Source organism: Mesorhizobium sp. BR1-1-4 (assembly GCF_020165375.1).
Classification (GTDB): domain Bacteria; phylum Pseudomonadota; class Alphaproteobacteria; order Rhizobiales; family Rhizobiaceae; genus Mesorhizobium; species Mesorhizobium australicum.
Genome location: NZ_JAIUIB010000002.1, coordinates 446,443 through 463,783, shown reverse-complemented (window position 1 = coordinate 463,783; position 17,341 = coordinate 446,443). Strand labels below are relative to the sequence as shown.

Annotated in this window: 14 protein-coding genes; 5 read left to right on the top strand and 9 right to left on the bottom strand. The window is 64.0% G+C overall.

Features of this window, described 5'->3' with window-relative positions; genetic code table 11:
• Positions 1-16: 16 nt before the first annotated feature.
• The 4 genes from LB571_RS05445 to LB571_RS05430 all read right to left on the bottom strand — a co-directional run bounded on the left by LB571_RS05445 (position 17) and on the right by LB571_RS05430 (position 7,739).
• Entirely contained in the window at positions 17-922 is a 906-nt protein-coding gene (locus tag LB571_RS05445; RefSeq protein ID WP_140713659.1) for a DMT family transporter, read from the bottom strand.
• A 131-nt stretch (positions 923-1,053) separates the two neighbouring features.
• Positions 1,054-4,218: an excinuclease ABC subunit UvrB gene (gene uvrB, locus LB571_RS05440; protein ID WP_224592791.1), complete on the bottom strand. Its 3,165-nt coding sequence runs from the start codon at positions 4,216-4,218 to the stop codon at positions 1,054-1,056.
• 117 nt (positions 4,219-4,335) lie between these two features.
• Positions 4,336-5,934, bottom strand: coding sequence for a DUF2778 domain-containing protein (locus LB571_RS05435; RefSeq protein WP_140713663.1), 1,599 nt, complete (start codon positions 5,932-5,934; stop codon positions 4,336-4,338).
• A gap of 548 nt (positions 5,935-6,482) precedes the next feature.
• Positions 6,483-7,739, bottom strand: a complete 1,257-nt coding sequence (locus LB571_RS05430) for a hypothetical protein (protein WP_224592789.1) — start codon at positions 7,737-7,739, stop codon at positions 6,483-6,485.
• Positions 7,740-7,883: 144 nt separating this feature from the next.
• On the opposite strand from LB571_RS05430, the gene LB571_RS05425 reads away from it, so the two are divergent.
• Both LB571_RS05425 and LB571_RS05420 read left to right on the top strand, forming a co-directional pair.
• Entirely contained in the window at positions 7,884-8,957 is a 1,074-nt protein-coding gene (locus tag LB571_RS05425; RefSeq protein WP_224592787.1) for a CapA family protein, read from the top strand.
• Positions 8,958-9,052: 95 nt separating this feature from the next.
• Positions 9,053-10,012: a DUF3137 domain-containing protein gene (locus LB571_RS05420; RefSeq protein WP_140721749.1), complete on the top strand. Its 960-nt coding sequence runs from the start codon at positions 9,053-9,055 to the stop codon at positions 10,010-10,012.
• Between the two features lie 17 nt (positions 10,013-10,029).
• On the opposite strand, the gene LB571_RS05415 is transcribed toward LB571_RS05420, so the two are convergent.
• A complete protein-coding gene (locus tag LB571_RS05415; protein ID WP_140823230.1) occupies positions 10,030-10,527 on the bottom strand; it encodes a YegJ family protein in 498 nt (165 codons plus the stop codon).
• An 80-nt stretch (positions 10,528-10,607) separates the two neighbouring features.
• Positions 10,608-10,967: a hypothetical protein gene (locus tag LB571_RS05410; RefSeq protein ID WP_224592785.1), complete on the bottom strand. Its 360-nt coding sequence runs from the start codon at positions 10,965-10,967 to the stop codon at positions 10,608-10,610.
• Here LB571_RS05410 and LB571_RS05405 point away from each other — a divergent pair.
• Both LB571_RS05405 and LB571_RS05400 read left to right on the top strand, forming a co-directional pair.
• Positions 10,966-11,208, top strand: coding sequence for a DUF1344 domain-containing protein (locus tag LB571_RS05405; RefSeq protein WP_015316128.1), 243 nt, complete (start codon positions 10,966-10,968; stop codon positions 11,206-11,208). The genes LB571_RS05410 and LB571_RS05405 overlap by 2 nt on opposite strands.
• A gap of 180 nt (positions 11,209-11,388) precedes the next feature.
• Entirely contained in the window at positions 11,389-13,011 is a 1,623-nt protein-coding gene (locus tag LB571_RS05400; protein ID WP_224592784.1) for an FAD-binding oxidoreductase, read from the top strand.
• Between the two features lie 17 nt (positions 13,012-13,028).
• Here LB571_RS05400 and LB571_RS05395 read toward each other — a convergent pair whose 3' ends face one another.
• The 3 genes from LB571_RS05395 to LB571_RS05385 form a co-directional block, all read right to left on the bottom strand.
• Complete coding sequence (locus LB571_RS05395) at positions 13,029-13,550, bottom strand: hypothetical protein (protein ID WP_140664885.1); 522 nt, start codon at positions 13,548-13,550, stop codon at positions 13,029-13,031.
• A 162-nt stretch (positions 13,551-13,712) separates the two neighbouring features.
• A complete protein-coding gene (locus tag LB571_RS05390) occupies positions 13,713-14,843 on the bottom strand; it encodes a hypothetical protein (protein ID WP_224592782.1) in 1,131 nt (376 codons plus the stop codon).
• A gap of 6 nt (positions 14,844-14,849) precedes the next feature.
• Positions 14,850-15,284 carry a hypothetical protein gene (locus tag LB571_RS05385; protein ID WP_224592780.1) on the bottom strand — a complete coding sequence of 145 codons (435 nt, stop codon included), beginning with the start codon at positions 15,282-15,284 and terminating at the stop codon, positions 14,850-14,852.
• Between the two features lie 884 nt (positions 15,285-16,168).
• On the opposite strand from LB571_RS05385, the gene LB571_RS05380 reads away from it, so the two are divergent.
• Positions 16,169-17,107, top strand: a complete 939-nt coding sequence (locus LB571_RS05380) for a diacylglycerol/lipid kinase family protein (protein ID WP_224592778.1) — start codon at positions 16,169-16,171, stop codon at positions 17,105-17,107.
• The last annotated feature ends 234 nt before the right edge of the window (positions 17,108-17,341 follow it).

The window sequence follows — 17,341 nt, the reverse complement described above, 5'->3', positions numbered from 1 at the left end:
CGAGTGTGACGACTGGCTACACCAAAGGCGAGGCTGATGGCAAGGCCGCCGCTTTCAAGCGGCGCGGGAAGGGGTCCAGCACCAGTATGCAGCCGCCGATGATTGCCACCGCGCCGAAGCCCTGGATCAGGGTCAGCGACTCGCCGAGCACAATCGTTCCGGCCAGCACCGCGATCGTGGTGACGGCGAATTCGACGCTGATGGTCCTGGTCGCTCCGATGCTGGCCACCAGCCGGAAATACACGACATAGGTCAATGCGCTCATCACGCAGGCCAGTATGGCCAGGTAGAGGAAATCGACAGGTCGCGGCATGGCCGGCACCGGCACGGCGAGCAGCAGCGGCAGCGTCATCAGGCCGCCGAACAGGAAGGCGGCGCTGGTGAGTTCCAGCGAGCCGGCCGAGCGCAAATGGCGATTGGCGTAGTTGCTGCCGAATGCCGCCGAGAAGGAACTGAACAGCGAGGCGGCACAGCCGATCGCAAAGGATGCGGTGACCGGAACGGCGGGGAAACCGACCAGGACGATGATGCCGGCAGCGCCGAGCAGCAGTCCGGCCAGGCCGCGAACAGCGATGCGCTCAAGCCCCCAGAGCTGGCCGATGATCATCGAGAACAGCGGGATGGCGGCAACCAGGATGGCCGCCATCGCCGTGCCGATGCGCGGCGTGGCATAGGACAGGCCGATCAGCTGCGCCGCCACCGTCGTCGCGCCGACCATGGCGAAATGCCGCCAGCCGGCGCTGAAATCCAGCCGTCGCCGCGTCGCGGCGGCAAGCAGAAAGAGCGTGATGCCGGCGATCAGCGCCCGCAAGGTGACCGCGCCGACCCAGCCAAAGGCATGCACCACCTTGAGCAGCACCAGGAACGACAGTCCCCAGGTGACAGCCAGGAAGACGTAGGCGGCGATGTCTCTGGGTTTCATGGGGGAGTTGGCTGATGGTTTTCGGAGCGGAAGAGCAGAATTGAAAGGCCCGTATAGGTTCGTCCCACCACTGGCAAGGTGGCAGGAAAAGCTGATCTATATTGGAGGGACAGCGGGGGCGCGAAGAATTGCTACCGTCCGGGCCTGCCTGTCTTGCCCGGCCGGCGCTTTTCGCGGCGGGCGTCGCCTTGGTCTTCGTAGGAGCCGATGCCGGAGCGTTGACGGACGATAGGCTTGTCGGTATCGCCGCGATCCTTCGCGCCCCTCTCTGTCCTGCCGGACATCTCCCCCACGGGGGAGATTGGCTGTGGCTTCGCCGGCACTTTTCCTTCTACCGGTTTTTCGGTGCGGCGCACCGTCATCTCGTCGAGCGAGTTCTTCTTGAACAGCGGCTTGGTCGCATCGCCGGGGATGCCGAAGTCGGAGCCATGCGCTTCTTCCGCCGACTGCTTCTTGAACAGCGACCGCGACACCGCGCCTGACGGCGTCGGCATGTCGGTACCAGGTCCCATATCGTCCAGTGACGGCTTGGCGAACAGTGGCTTCTTCACCGGCACGGCGCCGTCGGCGCCCATCTCGTCGAGATCGGGCTTGCGGAAGAGGTTGGGCCTGGCGGCCTTGGCTGCCTCTTCGGCGGCGCGTGCCTGATCGAGCTTGCGGAACCGTTCCTGTTCCTCCAATGTCCGATGCTTGGCCACGCCCTTGTTGTGCTTCCCCTTTTCGCGGCCAGAGGCCGGACTTTGGCCTTCCACCTCGCGCGCCAGCGGATCGTCGGAGATCGACAATTCCATCTCGTGCAGCCGCTTGATCTCGTCGCGGATGCGGGCCGCCTTTTCGAAGTCGAGATTGGCGGCGGCGTCGCGCATCTGCTTGTCCAGCGCGTCGAGATGGGCCTTGAAATTGTTGCCCATCATGGCGCCGGCGCTGTCGGTGAACTGCGAGATGTCGGCGCGGACATGGTCCTTCTCGTAGACCGAGTCCAGAATATCGGAGATTCGCGACTTGACCGATTCCGGCGTGATGCCGTTGGCGGCGTTCCACTCCATCTGCTTCTCGCGGCGCCGGTTGGTCTCGGCCATCGCCCGCTCCATCGAACCGGTGACCTGGTCCGCGTAGAGGATGACCTTGCCGTCGACATTGCGGGCGGCACGGCCGATGGTCTGGATCAGCGAGGTTTCCGAACGCAGGAAACCTTCCTTGTCAGCGTCGAGAATGGCGACGAAGCCGCATTCGGGAATATCGAGGCCTTCGCGCAAAAGGTTGATGCCGACCAGCACGTCGAAGGCGCCGAGGCGCAGGTCGCGCAGGATCTCGATGCGCTCCAGCGTGTCGATGTCGGAGTGCATGTAACGCACGCGCACGCCCTGCTCGTGCAGGTATTCGGTCAGGTCCTCTGCCATGCGCTTGGTCAGCACCGTCACCAGTGTGCGATATCCCGCCTTGGTGGTGTCGCGGATCTCACCGACGACGTCGTCGACCTGGCTCTTGGCCGGGCGCACCTCGACCGGCGGATCGATCAGGCCGGTCGGGCGGATAACCTGTTCGGCGAAGACGCCGCCGGCCTGTTCCATCTCCCAGCCGCCCGGTGTCGCCGAAACGGCAACCGAGAGCGGCCGCATTGCGTCCCATTCCTCGAAGCGCAGCGGTCGGTTGTCCATGCAGGAGGGCAGGCGGAAGCCATATTCGGCCAGCGTCGCCTTGCGCCTGAAGTCGCCGCGATACATGCCGCCGATCTGCGGCACGGTGACGTGGCTCTCGTCGATGAAGACCAGCGCATTGTCTGGAATGTACTCGAACAGCGTCGGCGGCGGATCGCCCGGCTGGCGGCCGGTGAGGTAGCGCGAATAGTTCTCGATGCCGGCGCAGGAGCCGGTGGCTTCCAGCATTTCGAGGTCGAAGCGGCAGCGCTGCTCCAGCCGCTGCGCCTCGAGCAGGCGGCCGGCGCGCTCGAGTTCCACCAGCCGGTGCTTGAGCTCTTCCTTGATCGACTTGATCGCCTGGTTGAGCGTCGGGCGCGGCGTCACATAGTGCGAGTTGGCGTAGATCTTGACGCTCTTCAACTCGCCGGTCTTCTGGCCGGTCAGCGGGTCGAACTCGGTGATCGCCTCGATCTCGTCGCCGAACATCGAGATGCGCCAGGCGCGGTCCTCAAGGTGGGCCGGGAAGATCTCGATCGTGTCGCCGCGCACGCGGAACGAGCCGCGCACGAAATTGATGTCCTGGCGCTTGTACTGCTGGGCAACGAGGTCGGCGAGCAGAGCGCGCTGGTCGAGCCGGTCGCCGATCTGCATCTGGAAGGTCATCGCCGTGTAGGTCTCGACCGAACCGATACCGTAGATGCAGGATACGGAGGCGACGATGATGACGTCGTCGCGCTCGAGCAGCGAACGGGTCGCCGAATGGCGCATGCGGTCGATCTGCTCGTTAATCGAGGATTCCTTCTCGATGAAGGTGTCGGTGCGCGGAACGTAGGCTTCCGGCTGGTAATAGTCGTAGTAGGAGACGAAATACTCCACCGCATTGTCGGGGAAGAATTTCTTGAACTCGGAATAGAGCTGCGCGGCCAGCGTCTTGTTGGGCGCCAGGATCAGAGCGGGGCGCTGTGTCTCCTCGATCACCTTGGCCATGGTGAAGGTTTTCCCGGAACCGGTGACGCCGAGCAGCACCTGGGTGCGGTCGTTGTTGTCAACGCCCTCGACCAGATCCTTGATGGCGGTCGGTTGGTCGCCGGCGGGCTCGAAGTCCGACACCATCTTGATGGCGATGCCGCCTTCGGATTTTTCCGGCCGGGCAGGGCGGTGCGGCGTCCACAGCACGCCGTCCTTGTGCAGCGGATTGCCGGATTCGATCAGCGCCGAGAGCGCGGCCACCGTGGCGGTGACGCCACTGGACGACATCGTCTCGGCTTCTTCCAGCGAGATGTCGAGCCCGGCGACCGGATTGAGGCCGGCCGCCGTGCGTTCGCGGGCCGACGCGGCGCCGCCCATCGAGGTGCCGCGCGCGGTGCGGCCCGGCGCGGCGGAGCGCTCGGGTATTTTCTTCGGCGACTTGGCGCCGCCGCCTTTGCCCGCGGCGCGTCCTTCCCGTTCAGCCTCCTGCTCGATCTGCTCGGCCCAATCGGCGATCGAGCCGGTCAGCGGCGTGCCCGACAATTCGGCCTGCGGCATCTCGGCGAAGCCGCCCTTGTGCAGCGGTTCCGAGGCGTCGAGGAAATCGGTCAGCGGGCTGCGCCGCTTCGGCGCGGCGCGGTCCTCATTCGCCGTCGGCGGCGTTCTTTTATCGGGGGATTTAGCCATGTCCCGAATATGGGATTTCTCGGCCAAAATGGAAAGAGCGCGATGAGGACGGGCCGGCGGTCGCGTCAGGCTCCTGACAGAAGGCTGTCAGGAGGTGGCGGACGGTTTCGCCTTATCTCAAGCGCCGCTTCCGTTCGACGCGACCCGGGTCGCCGATCCGTTCAGGCGATCCACCACGACGAGGCGGGTGACCTTGCCCTTCTTGAAGGCGGCGAGGAAGCGGGAATAGTCCCTGAAGACGACGCAGCCATTGGATTCGGCGCGACCGCCCCGCAGCATGTAGGTATGCGCGAGCAGGCCGTTGCGGTTGTATTTGTTGCCGCCGCTCGTCGGGGTCAGGCGGATCGCCTCGACGCCGTGGAAGCGGGATTCGCGCAGCGACAGATTGTAGGTGTTGGGCGGCGTCGGGCCACGGTCCTTGACGTGGACATAGCGCGGCTGGTCGACCATTGCGCCGAGGCCGGAATGCGCCTCGAGCCGCTGGCCGTCGGGCATGTAGACGGTCTTGGCACTGATGTCGTAGACGGCGACCCCATGGCCGGCGCCGCTTCCGGCGCTCGGGCCGTTGAACAGGTTCCTGAACGCCTGGCCGAGGCCGCCCGAAGGCGTGTCCGGCTTGGCATAGGCCAGCACGTCGCCACCATCACGGGTCCGGCCTTGCCGGGCCGGCTGCCTGGCTTGCTGGACGGGCTTCGGCTGGGGCGCCGGCTTCTGCTCCAAGGTCCTGGGCTGTGCGGCCGGCTTGTCCTCTTCCACGATCCGGGGTTGCCGCGGCGCGTCATATTGCGGGCGGCGGGTCGGCAGCGGCACGTCGTCGGTGAGCGCATCCGGCAGCGAAGCGGCGTCGCCCGGCTGTTCCTGCTGGGTCTCGACAGGCGCCACCGCGACATCGGGCGAGGATTCGGTCATCGGCAGCGGCGAGGCGAAAGCTTCGTCCTCGACCGGCATCGACTCGACCAGGGCAAGCGCCAGTTGCGCGTTGTCGGGCGTTTCCGATTGGGCAAAGCCCATCGGCGCCGGCGCGGTCTGCACGACGGAACCCGTTTCAGCGCGGGCGAAGCGTTCCGCCGCCGGAGCCGGCATGTCGTTGGACAGGCTGGCCATGACCCGGACGGACGGCACGAGGGACGCCTCGGTGATCCGTGGAGTGGCGCTGGAAATCACTGGATGGGTGCTGGCCGCGGTCGCCGGCTTTCCCGCGCCGGCGAAGGCAGCGGCAAGCTTTGTCGGCGACAGCGACGCTTCCATCAGTTCGAAGCGCTGCTGCGATTTCGACTTCGCCGGCGTTGGCTTGGCCTGCGCCACCAGGCGCCCGGATTTCTCCGCCTTGGAGGTTATCGCGGCCAGCTTGAAGCAACTGGCACCGCATTGTACGGCATGGTCGTGCAGCGCCTGCGCGCCGCCATGCGCATTGGCTGTCATGAAGGGCGCCGAAGAGCTGAGGAAATGCTGCTTCAACGGATCGGCGAGAGCGAGCGTGCCCGGCATGGACAGCGTCTGCGGCAGGCCGACCGACGTGACCGAAAGCGAGGCACCGACAGAGCTAAGGCCGGCCATGGTGCCGATCAGCCATAGGCCGACGGCGGCGCTGACGCCCGGCACCGCAATCCAGCGGACAACCCGTTCAGGGGTGAAGGATGAGGCACGTGGCGCTTCGAAGGCGGTCTCGCCGCTGCAACGCCTGTCCCCGACAATTTTACGACTCAACAACGCCATGCAACCAATCTTGCTCCAATCGGCTCCCACGTCCGCGGCTGTGATAGCCGCGACGACCATTCTGTGAGTGATCCCAGGTGGTCCCCGACGCGTTTGCCGCGCCTGTCGTTAGTTGCCGATTGCTTCAAAATATGGACAAAGTTGGTTAACCAATCCCTCTCAAAACCAATCGAGAGACGTGGACTTTGTGCCGAAAAAGGCTCGTCCACGACCATGCACGCGGTATTGCAGCCCTTCCAAGGCTTTTTTGCTGCCTGTTTTTGCCGGGCGAGTCAAGCGAAACAGCCTTCGCTAATCCTCGCAAAAGGCGATTCGGCGCTTCCGGGACAGTGAGGCACGCCAAATGCCTGTCGGCCGGGCGCCCGCAAACATCACGGGTGCCAACAGATTTTGTTGCCGTGCTGCCACAAGTCTTCGGCCCAAAAGGGTCGGCTCTCGGGGCTCATAGCAGCGGTCGTGGTGGGCTCCTACGGCTCCAACGCCGCTGTCCAAGGGTTCCCTACTTTCGGATACGTCGGAGTTCGGCCGACGCGCAGCGTCCGCGCCGCTCAGTTGAACCACAGTGCGAACGTCAAAAACCCGCCACCTCCAAACTCGCGCTGGATCTGGTCGAAATCCTCGCTGGTCAGGATCTTGCCGCTCTCCAGATAAGGCGCGATGCCGGGACCGGTGATCGAGAGTACGAGGTCGAAGGGTTTAGGCTCGTCGAAGAAGCGCTTCATGTCGATGCCTTTGCCGGTGATGCGGAAGTGCGGCAGCAGCGCGCGGCCTTCGAGCAGGTCCTCGGCCATCGTCAGGGTCGCGAGCCAGGCCTGCACCTGCTCCTCGCCGACTTCGAGGCCGGTGAGCGGGTTCTCGCCCTTTTGCTGCGGGCCGGGCAGCCATTCGCGGTCATTGTCGGTCTCGGCGCGGATCGCCTTCCAGTCCTCGCGCGACAGCCGGATCATTTCGAGCAGCTCCTGGCGCGCCGCCTTGCGGCGTTCCGGTTCGACAACCGGCCAGTTGACGAGATGCACCATCGAGATGAAGTCGGCGATGCGCCATTCCGAGGAGAAGATGCTCGAGCCCATCTCGCTTGGCGGCGGCACGAGGATGTCCTGCAACGGCAGCTTGGCGCGCGGAAACAGCATGTGGAACGAGCCGTCGAACGTGCCCTTGAAATCATGCGCCAGCCAGAAATCGGCCTGCGCCATCAGGAATTCGGCATAGCCTTGCAGCCAATAGCCGTCGGCGCGGTCGAAGCGGAAGGTGAGCGCGGGGGCTGTATCGCCCTGGGAGATGCCGCCGCGCGACAGCGCCGCCATGATCGCCGCCATGCTTTCATCCGGTGCGATGGTGCCGTCCTCGTTGAGGTCGATGCCGACATGGGTGAGGTCGATGACCATGCCGATATCGGCATCGGCCGGCACCGAACCAAGCGTGGTGGCGGACTTTGCCAGCCGGTCACGGAAGGCCACCAGTATGGCGCGGAACTCTTCGTAGGTCAGCGGCTCGGGATTGGGGTTCGCCGGTACCGGCAGCCGCATCAGCGGCAGCATGAAGGATTGCGGGCTCTCAAACCCATGGCGATGCAGGCCGCTGGCCAGCAGTTCCAGCGCGGTGAAGAACTCGCCGGCGCCGGCGGCATAGGCTGACGCTGGATCTTTCGGCGCGGCCGCTTCCAGTGTCGACAGCGCGCCGTCGCGCGCGGCCACGGTCCTTGCCTCGAACAAAGCGGTTGCTGCTTCGGGCATGGCCGCCGATGCGGACGACAGCGGCACGAGCATAATGAAGGCCGATGCCAGCAGGCTTGCTATTCGTGTCATCTTTTCCCTCCCATTTGTCGCCGGCGACCATACACGGATTTACGACGCCGCGCCTGTCGATGCCGGCACGCCGTCCACATCGTTGCATGATTGTCGCCGGGCACGCTTCAACCGGTCCGGCGGACGGTCTACAGAAGGCCAACGATGAGGCGTGCCGTGTCGAACTATCCGCTCTCCTACAAACTGTCCTGGCTGCCGCGGTTCCTGAAACCGTCGCTCGAGGGCGACGTCAACGGGTTTGCGCCGGCATCGGGGACGCTGGTGGAGCCGCCACCGAGACAGACGGTGCGGCTGGCCTTCATCGGCGACATCTCGGCGGTAGCCAACCGGAGCGCGCCGGACTGCGATCCGGCGATCAAGGCGCTGCTGGGCACGGCCGACCTGGTGATCGGCAATTGCGAAAGCCCTGTCGTCGACAGGCCGAGCGCCGTGCTGGGGACAAAGCTCGGTACGCATCATGCTATGAGCGAACGCTTTCTGGCCGAGACACTCGCGGCGGTTGGCATCAGGCGCGAAAAACTGGTCCTGTCGCTGGCCAACAATCATGTGTTCGACCAGGGCGTCGCCGGTTTCGACGCGACGGTCGCGGCGTTGAAGCGGCTCGGTGTCGGCATCATCGGCCTCGCCGCCAAGGGTCCGGTCGAACGCTTCGCTGCCGGGCCGCTCGCTCTCGGCTTCGCCGCTTTCACGCTCTGGCGCAACGCCGATGAGAGACTGTTTGCCGACCGCGTCTCGATGGAAGGCGATCCGGCGCGCTGGCCGCGCGAGGCGAGTGCTGGGGTCGATCTCCTCTGTGCCGTGCCGCACTGGGATTGGGAATTCCGGCATTTTCCGCGCGCCGCAACACGGGCACTGGCGCGGCGGCTGGCCGGGCAGGGCGTCGGTCTGATCGCCGGCCATCACGCCCATGTCGTGCAGCCGGTGGAGCGGATCGGCGGGACGGTGATTGCCTATGGGCTCGGCGATTTCCTCGGCACGGCTTTTGCCCGGCAGCCATGGCCGGGGCGGATTGGCGGGATTTTCATCGTGGACGTCAGCGCCGATGCGGAGACGCGCGGCGCTGTCGCGTCCTACTGGTTTCATCCCTTTGTGCGCTTGCGTGCGGGAGACCACGAACGGCTGCTGCCGGTCGAGGCATTGGACGAGCCCATGCGGCAAAAAATCGAGGGCCGGCTGGACGCGATCTTTCCTGCTTCGCTTGTGGACGCGTCGCCCTGACCGCGTGACAGGTCCACGACAGGGCAGGGGTAAGCGCTGGCGACTTTCCCGCGAAAATGGCTATCATGCGGCAACACTGGCGGCGGGGATTGGCGATGGAGACAGCGGATTTCATGCCGGGCGCGGCTGCTATCGCAGCCATTAAGAAAGACATTGAGGTCTACGAAGCGAAAAGGGCCTCGGTGGCACGCGCGGCCAAGTGGCGCGCACCGTTGTTCGTTGGCCTGGTGGTCGTCTTCGTGGCGCTCATTGCGTGGCTGTTCAACAAGGTCGCCGATCCCAACGAGCAATGGTTCTCAACGCCGCACGTATTTCTGTACGTGGTCGGCTTCGTGGTGGCGATCGTGCTCTATTTCCGGGCGATCAGGCCGGCGGCGAGGCTGCAGCAATCATTTCGCCAGACGCTGATGCCGATCATCTTCGGCTTCATTGGGGATATGCGCTACCAGCATGACGTGACGCCGCATTCCTTTGACCGACTGCCGCGCGAGACTGTCGGCGGTTTCACCATGAGCCGCTTCGATGACATCATCTCCGGACGCTATGACGGATTTGCGTTCGAACTGTACGAAGCCGACCTATGGGACGGGGGCGCCACCAAGAACAAGGCGACCACATTCAAGGGCGTCGTCGTCGCCTTCGAAACCATCGAGCCGTTTCCAGGTATACTGGTCGCGGCGCGACGTGCCAGTGGCGTGATCGGCTTTTTCCGCGGCATGTTCGCGCCCAGGATGCAGGAACTGCCGTCCGGCGTGCCGGAGCTCGACGCCGCCTACGAGTTCCGCACCAACAATGTCGAGGCGGCGCGGCCGCTGGTGACCGGCCGGCTGGCGCAAGCGTTGAAATGGCTCGGCGAAACCTGGCCGGACGAGCCCGCGCGCGTCGCGCTCAACGGCAGCGACGGCTTTCTGCTCCTGCCGCAACCGAAGAACTTTTTTGAGCTACCTGATATTTCGGTGCCGCTCGACTACGCCAGCCATGTCGCACCGATGATTTCGGACCTGGGTGCCATGCTGGCGACCGCGGCACTGGTGCGCAAGATCGGCGCAAGCTAGTCCGGCTGGGCAAACGATCAACAATCGTAACCGGATTTGTCGCGCAGGTAGTCCGCTTCTTCCTTCGACATCCTCTTGAACATCACACACACCGTGAAGCTCCCTACTTGCCGCCCGTCGTGTCTGTATCCCCAGTCCGAAATATCGTCCCTGGTGAATTCTATCTCCTGGCCGAGGACGACATTGCGCACAGCTGCCGGTTCGTTTGCCAATATGCCGACGAACCCCGTTTCGGTACGCTGGAACGGGATGACCCAGAAGTGCTCGCTGATATCCCCATCGCGCACCTCGACCTTCAATTTGAACCTGTCCGTCCCAGAGGGCGGCGTTCCGGCCAGGGCCAGGAACTCATCCAGGCTGGCAAGAGCCTTTGCAGTCGCCGTCGCCATCTCGGGGTCGTCCGTAGCAAACATAAGCGCTTTGTCATCGTTAGGATTCGCGGCTTGCGCGCCGGCCGATCCCGGAGCACACGCCAATATCATCAAGGACATCATCGACCGAACTGCAAGCTTCATGGAAAGGGCCCCTTCATGGTAACGGCGCACCATCCTGCATCCGTTCCAGATTTGCAACCGGAGCGCGAGTTTCGTCCATTTCAATTGGCGATCTGAACTGATCCATGACACAAAATGTGTATCGATAACCGCTCGGCGGTCTGTTTCGTGATGCTGCTCGAGACGGATTGCGGCGGCCGCGCCGTAATCGCAAACGCGCGCCACAATCCGTCTAAACGACTCTTTTCACGAACGGAAATGCGCTCGCCGGGGGAACCGAAGCGGCCTGAAATGATGTCGGCCGCAGACAATATGTCGGAATTAAGCCTATGATATCCTTTGCGAAAATTCGCCCAACGTGATTTGCCGATGATGACTGTTTCGTTCCAGTTTCGGGCCGTTCGGTGCTGCCCTCTCCCAAGCGGTACCGGAAAACCGAAACAGCACGGAGTGATATCCATGAAGAAGACCCTCGCAACCACCGCCGCTTTGCTCGCCTTCCTCGGCACGGCCTATGCCGCGACCGTTCAGGGCACCATCCAGGCCGTCGATCCGACAACCAAGTCGGTCACTCTCGACGACGGCAAGATCTACCAGCTGTCGCCCGATGCGTCGGTCGGGAAACTGAAGGTCGGCGCCAAGGTGGCGGTGACCGTCGACGACAAGACCGGCATGGTGACGTCGATCAAGAAGGCCTCATAGAGACTGCCGACCGGACTTTGAGACCCTGCTCCAATCTGGCCGGTTCCTTGGGGAACCGGCCATTTTCATTGGCTTGGACACTCACCGCCGGGCGACGACGGTGGCGGAACGCCGTTGCGGCAGCGCCGCTATGGTCTTTGCCAAAAGGCCGCGCTATTCCTTGGCTGCCGGGGGATCCGCATGGCCGAGGAACAAAAGGGATTTCGCCTGTCGCGGCGGCTGCTGCTGGGTGCTGCGGTCGTCGGCGGCGCGGTGCTGTGGGGCGGCACGACCATGGCGCGGCTGGCGCGAGGCCCGTCAGGGCCGAAGAACAGCGGACGCATCGCCGATGTAGACGGCATCGCGCTGCCGCTGAAGCCGATCGCGAGCCCGCCCGCCTTCGATCCGTCGCTGCCCTGGCTGGTCAAGGGCGGCGACATCAACGATGCCAGCGGTCTGTCGAGGACGCCGATCTATGGCGTCGTCGAGGTCAGCGAGGAAGAGCATATCACCAAGGCGCTCGCCTTCGCGCGCGCCAACGGGCTGAAAGTGTCGCTGGCGGCCATCCGCCATTCGATGGGCGGGCATGCTTTCGACGACAATGCGCTGGTCCTGGATATGAGAAAGTTCAACAAGGTTACGGTGGACGCCGCGGCCAAGACCATGACCTTGCAGCCGGGCGCGTGCTGGCACGACATCCAGACCATGCTGCATCCGCGCTTCGCGGTGAAGGCGATGCAGTCGACCGACATCTTTTCAGTCGGCGGCTCGCTGTCGGTGAACGCGCATGGCATGGACCATCAGGCGGGCTCGGTAGCCGGCTCCATCCGCTCGATGCGGGTGATGCTGGCGGACGGGTCGGTGACCACCTGCTCGCCAACCGAAAACATCGAGCTGTTCCGACATGTCGTCGGCGGCTACGGTCTGTTCGGCGTGGTGCTGGAGGCGACGCTCGATATCGTCGACAATGCCGTCTACCGCACCTTGCGCGAGATCATCAGATCCGACGATTTCCCGAAATTCTTCGCCGAGGTGCTGGAGCCGAACAAGGACATTGGCCTGTTCTACGGGCACCTGTCGACGGCGCCGGGCAATTTCCTCGAGGACATGATCGTCTACCGCTACGATAGAGTGGCGGAGCAGCCGCCGGCCGACCAGCCGGCGCTCGGCGAACCCGATGGCGTCGGCCTGAAGCGGGTGATCATGAACATGGCCAAATGGGGCAGCGCGTTCCAGGAACTGAAATGGTTCACTGAAAAGACGCTGGAGCCGAAATTCGAAAGCTGCACGGTGCCGCGTAGCTCGGCGCTTGCCCAGGGCGAGGCCTGTCTCGTCACCCGCAACAACCCGATGCACGATTCGGTGCCGTATCTGTTCAACGACCTGATGAACGAGACCGACATACTGCACGAATATTTTATTCCTCGCGCGAGCTATAATTCATTCGTCGCGGAAGCGCGCGAGATCCTGCGCAACCAGGATCTGCCGGTGCTCAACGCCTCGGTGCGCATCGTCCACAAGGAGGACGTGGCGCTGACCTACGCGCCGGAGCCGGCCTATTCGCTGGTGCTCTATATCAACCAGCCGGCCGATGCCGATGGCAATGCCAGGATGCGGGCGCTGACGCGGGCGCTGATCGACGTGACGATCAAGCATGGCGGGCGCTTCTTCCTGCCTTACCAATTGCACTATACGGCCAAGGAATTGCTGGCGTCCTATCCCGAACTGCCGGCCTTCCTGACGGCAAAGCGGCACTATGACCCGGCGGAATTGTTTTCCTCGACCTTCTACCGTGCCATCAAGGCGCTGAGCGGGACGGTGTAGACGGCATGCGGGCCGTCCTACAGGCCCGTCGGCATCAGCCCAGCCAGCCAGTTCACGGAGCGCTTTGCCGCGTCGGCGGTTGCCGAGGCGGCGCGGCCGAGATCGGTCTTGACCACGGCGTAGCCGTTCTTCGTGCGATAGAGCACGCCGGTTCCGCCGTCGACCACCTGTTCATAGGCGACGGGTCGGGCAGCGGCCGCGTCCAGGGCCGTCGTGGGCGAACCGACCGGGACGCTCGGCCGATGGCTGAGCTCTGGCGGCAGCGGGCTTTCCGTCCTGACGGCCCGGCTGGCGGGCTTCAGTTCCGGGCCCGACGCGATCGCGGCCAGGTGCGAGGAGGACGCCGAGCCCTTCGCGCGGCAGATGCCGGACACCAGCGGATAATTGAAATTGCGCTCGTGCAGGATCTGGCTCTTCATCGCCGCTTCGCAATCGGCGATGGTCGACCACTTGGCCGGCGTCTCGCCGATATATTCGCACAGCTTGGCGTCGCAGTCGCAGCCGACAATGGTCATGGCGACAAGGGCGGTCTTGATCACGGTCTCGTCCCTTCGAGATGCCCCCCGGCAGCCCAGTCAGGCATGTCGCGCCTTCAGGCCGACATGCGATCTTCCATTGCGCGCGAACAAGGCGGGATTTTGCCGCGATTGTGGAATGAGCATGACGGCTCGCCGATCCAGGCCAGGCGTGGCTGAAAAACCTCAGTAATCGTAGACGTGTTCGAGCCTGGCGCCGGCCTTGATCAGCGACGGCAGCACCAGATGCAGCTTGCGCACGGCCACGACCATGCCGGTGCGGCGCGTCGAGGGCTCCGCCGGCAGCGGATAGCTGAAAAGGATGCGCATGCCTTCGGGAATGGCGATCGAATCGGTCGACAGCACCGTGACCATGATCTCGTCATTGCCGCCGATCTCGACAAAGGAGACTCCCTTGTCGATCAGCCGCGGGATCATGTCGGTGAACACCTGGTAGCGCCTGGTGACGAAGACGGTGCCGTCCGCGCCGTAATCGCGTTCCAGCAAGGTGTCGGGCTCGTTGCGGGTGGCTTCGCCGACCGGCCCCCTGGCCCAGACATGGACATCGAGGAAGGCTGGGTCGGAGGTCGCGGCAAGCGCCTTGGTGATCAGGTCGGCATAGCCTTGCTTGATGGTGTCGGCGAGACCGAAGGCAAGCTTGCGTTCGCTGGTGCGGATGGAACTGTCACCAGGCGCCGGCTGCACCGCGAACAGCCCGGCGCGCTTCTCGGCATAAGGGAACTGGTACCACGGCACCTGATCGAGGAAAGAGGCATACTCCGCGGCCACCTTGGCCTGGTAGATGTCGGCCGCCGTGCGCTTGGCTGACGTCGCCTCGGTGATGCGACCGACCGTGTTCTCATAGGCCCATTGCAGCATATGCTCGATCGAATGGCTGGTGCCGATGACGACCAGCATCTGGTGGTTGGCGTAGTTGAACTTGTAGGGAGAACTGGCGCGGATCACCGTGGCATAGTCTTGCCAGAAGCGGCCGACGTAAGACCAATAGGGAAAGCCGCTCGGCTGGTCCTTGGCGACGAAGCCGGCATATTCGCGCGCGGCGTAGACGATCGCCCATTCCGGGTAGGTGAGGAAGGTCGACTCCTCCGGCCGCTGGTAGCCGGGGATTTCGGCGCGCACCTTGTCGGCCAGTGCCTTGGGCGGCGCGCCGTCGGCAATGCCTGGCAGCGGCGTCCTGTCGAGCGCCGGCGTCGTCAGGAAGCCATAGGCCAGCCCGGCGATCGGGATCAGGATGACGATGACGATCAGCCAGAGGATCGCCTTGACGATGCGCTTTATCAAGCGGAACAGGAACATGGCCCGTCAGGCCGTGGCGAAGTGGTCGTAGATGCGCTTCGACAGCCAGAAGCCGATATAGACGGCGATGCCGCCAATGACGATGTGCGGCAGGTTGGCGAAGAAGCGGGCAGGGAATTCGATGTCGTTGAGGGAGCGGAAGCCGTTGATGAAGATACCGGCATCGAGGCAGCCTGAGCCGGTGATCAGCCCGAGCACGCCGTCGAACAGGTAGAGCGAGCCGAACAGCTTGAAATAGAACACCGCCTGGCGATGCGAGATGAAGGCGGCGGCCAACGCCCAGACGCCGGAGAAGGCGTGCAGCAGGTCGTCGTACCATTGCAATGAGAACAGGCCGAACAGATTGCCGTCTGCATCGTTGAAGGCCGGAATGTAGCCGATGGCCACGACGCCGAAGAACAAGAACGCGTAGGCGACTGCAAGCTTCTGGATCAGCGTCATGAAGTATCCCCCTTCTACGAGCCCATTTGTAAACGCTACTCTGCCAGCCGCCTGACGCGGTTTTCTGCGCTTCCGCGTTCTACTGCACCGCAGTAGAACTGTGCTCACGGACCCAAAGGTCCGCTGTGCTTCGGTTCTCGAAAACCACGCCATCCGACTCGGCAGAGCGCGTTTTCAAACGGGCTCTGACGACGTCGAACGTTAGCTGATTTTGCCGCCGGTTGCAGCCCCAACCGGAAACACCGTAAAAATTGCGTGGGAGAGCCAAAAGACAGTCGGCGCCGGGATTTCTCCCAGCGCCTCCCTGTCAGATCAGGACACGGTCGCGGCAGCAACTTCCGTAAAGTCGTCGCGCCATGCCGGCCTTGATTTTGACGGTCCTGCCAGAAGCCACCCGAGAGCAGCATCCGTTCCAGACCACGCCGGTCTTGGCCCTCGCGGGCCTTTGCCCTGCGTGCCATCGAAGGTTTTTGCCGTCCTTCATGGCAGCATCGGTCCGCCGTCGGCGTTGGCACGCTTTCCGCGGCCCCGTAGGTCTCGGCTTCCGTCCCTTGAACAAGCAAGCCTGCTCTCGTTCCGGGCCGTACGGGCCTCAGGAAATCCGCCTTTCACTTCGCCTTTCGGCTTGATGATCGGTAGCCGCCTGAGATGGGTTCAACTTACGCCGGGTAAGGGGTTTGGGGAATGGCCGCGCCCCTGTGGATAGCGGGATTATCGGGGACCAATGCCAGAAGCCAGGGAAGTTCAAGCGCGAAGGCCTTAGACAGCCTGCCCCGCGCTTTTTGGCATCCATGGCAGAACGCGCCCTTGCTCCGCCGGCCGGTACGAGTTTGAATGCCGGCAAAGGATCGGGCATCCAGGTCCGGCGCCGGGGAGGGCGAAACTTGAAGGTCGGGGTGGTGCTCAATCCGATTGCCGGCGGCGGCCGGCTGAAACGGCATTGGCCTGACGTCGCCGCCGCGCTGAAAAAACACTTCGGCGATTTCGAACTGCGCGAGACGCAGGCCGAAGGCGACGCCGAGCGGCTGGCGCTCGATCTCGCGGCAAACGGCTTCGATCTGGTGATCGCGGCCGGCGGCGACGGCACGGCGAGCGAGGTGGCCGACGGCTTGCTGCAGGTCCGCGAGGAGGGCGGCAGGACGACCGAGCTCGGCCTGCTGCCGTGCGGCACCGGCATCGATTTCGCGCGTGGCCTCGGCCTGCCGAAGGAGATCGGCGCGACGTTGGAACGGATTGCCGGGGCGAAGGCCAGGGCGGTCGATGCCGGCCGCATCTGCTATATCGACGACCATGGCGCGCTGGCCAGCCGCCACTTCATCAACATCGCCAGCCTTGGTCTGTCGGGCGCCACTGATCGCGCCGTCAATGCCGACAAGCGCAAGGGCAGGATGTCGGCCAAGGCGCTGTTCCTGTGGCGCACCGTGGTCGAGTTCATCCGCTACCGCTTCCAGGACGTGCGGATCACCGTCGATGACGGCGACGCGGTCGAGGCGCGCATGGCGCTGGTGGCGGTGGCCAACGGCAAATTCTTCGGCGGCGGCATGATGGTCGCGCCCGATGCGGAACTGACCGATGGACAGTTCGACATCGTCATCCTGCGCGCGGCGGGCAAGCTGAAGCTGATCTGGGACATCCGCCTGCTCTATGGTGGGCGGCACCGCAACCATCCAGCGATCACCATCCTGCGCGGCAGGAAAGTAGTTGTCGAACCGCTCGGCGACGTCGAGAAGAATGGCGCGCTGGTCGACATAGACGGCGAGTCACCGGGGCGCATACCCGCCACCTTCGAGATCCTGCCTGGTGCGTTGCTGGTGAGATATTGAATCAAGGCACAGCCCGGCGGTGGAGCGTCTCAACGTCGTCATCCCAGGGCGAAGCAGGAGCGAAGCTCCGTCGCGGAGACCCTGGGATCCATGCCGTGATATTGGCCGAAGAGTGCGGCGGAGCCGAAATCAGCACCGTTGCAGCGCCTTGATGTTACGGGATGGATCCTCGGGTCAAGCCCGAGGATGACGAAAGGAAGGGGTGTCTCCCGCCAATCGCCGAGCCATGCAGTC

Excerpts from the sequence above, each read along its gene's own strand:
- LB571_RS05445 (WP_140713659.1), bottom strand. The coding sequence starts at position 922 with ATGAAACCCAGAGACATCGCCGCCTACGTCTTCCTGGCTGTCACCTGG.
- uvrB (WP_224592791.1), bottom strand. The coding sequence starts at position 4,218 with ATGGCTAAATCCCCCGATAAAAGAACGCCGCCGACGGCGAATGAGGAC.
- LB571_RS05435 (WP_140713663.1), bottom strand. The coding sequence starts at position 5,934 with ATGGCGTTGTTGAGTCGTAAAATTGTCGGGGACAGGCGTTGCAGCGGC.
- LB571_RS05430 (WP_224592789.1), bottom strand. The coding sequence starts at position 7,739 with ATGACACGAATAGCAAGCCTGCTGGCATCGGCCTTCATTATGCTCGTG.
- LB571_RS05425 (WP_224592787.1), top strand. The coding sequence starts at position 7,884 with ATGAGGCGTGCCGTGTCGAACTATCCGCTCTCCTACAAACTGTCCTGG.
- LB571_RS05420 (WP_140721749.1), top strand. The coding sequence starts at position 9,053 with ATGGAGACAGCGGATTTCATGCCGGGCGCGGCTGCTATCGCAGCCATT.
- LB571_RS05415 (WP_140823230.1), bottom strand. The coding sequence starts at position 10,527 with ATGAAGCTTGCAGTTCGGTCGATGATGTCCTTGATGATATTGGCGTGT.
- LB571_RS05405 (WP_015316128.1), top strand. The coding sequence starts at position 10,966 with ATGAAGAAGACCCTCGCAACCACCGCCGCTTTGCTCGCCTTCCTCGGC.
- LB571_RS05410 (WP_224592785.1), bottom strand. The coding sequence starts at position 10,967 with ATGGATATCACTCCGTGCTGTTTCGGTTTTCCGGTACCGCTTGGGAGA.
- LB571_RS05400 (WP_224592784.1), top strand. The coding sequence starts at position 11,389 with ATGGCCGAGGAACAAAAGGGATTTCGCCTGTCGCGGCGGCTGCTGCTG.
- LB571_RS05390 (WP_224592782.1), bottom strand. The coding sequence starts at position 14,843 with ATGTTCCTGTTCCGCTTGATAAAGCGCATCGTCAAGGCGATCCTCTGG.
- LB571_RS05385 (WP_224592780.1), bottom strand. The coding sequence starts at position 15,284 with ATGACGCTGATCCAGAAGCTTGCAGTCGCCTACGCGTTCTTGTTCTTC.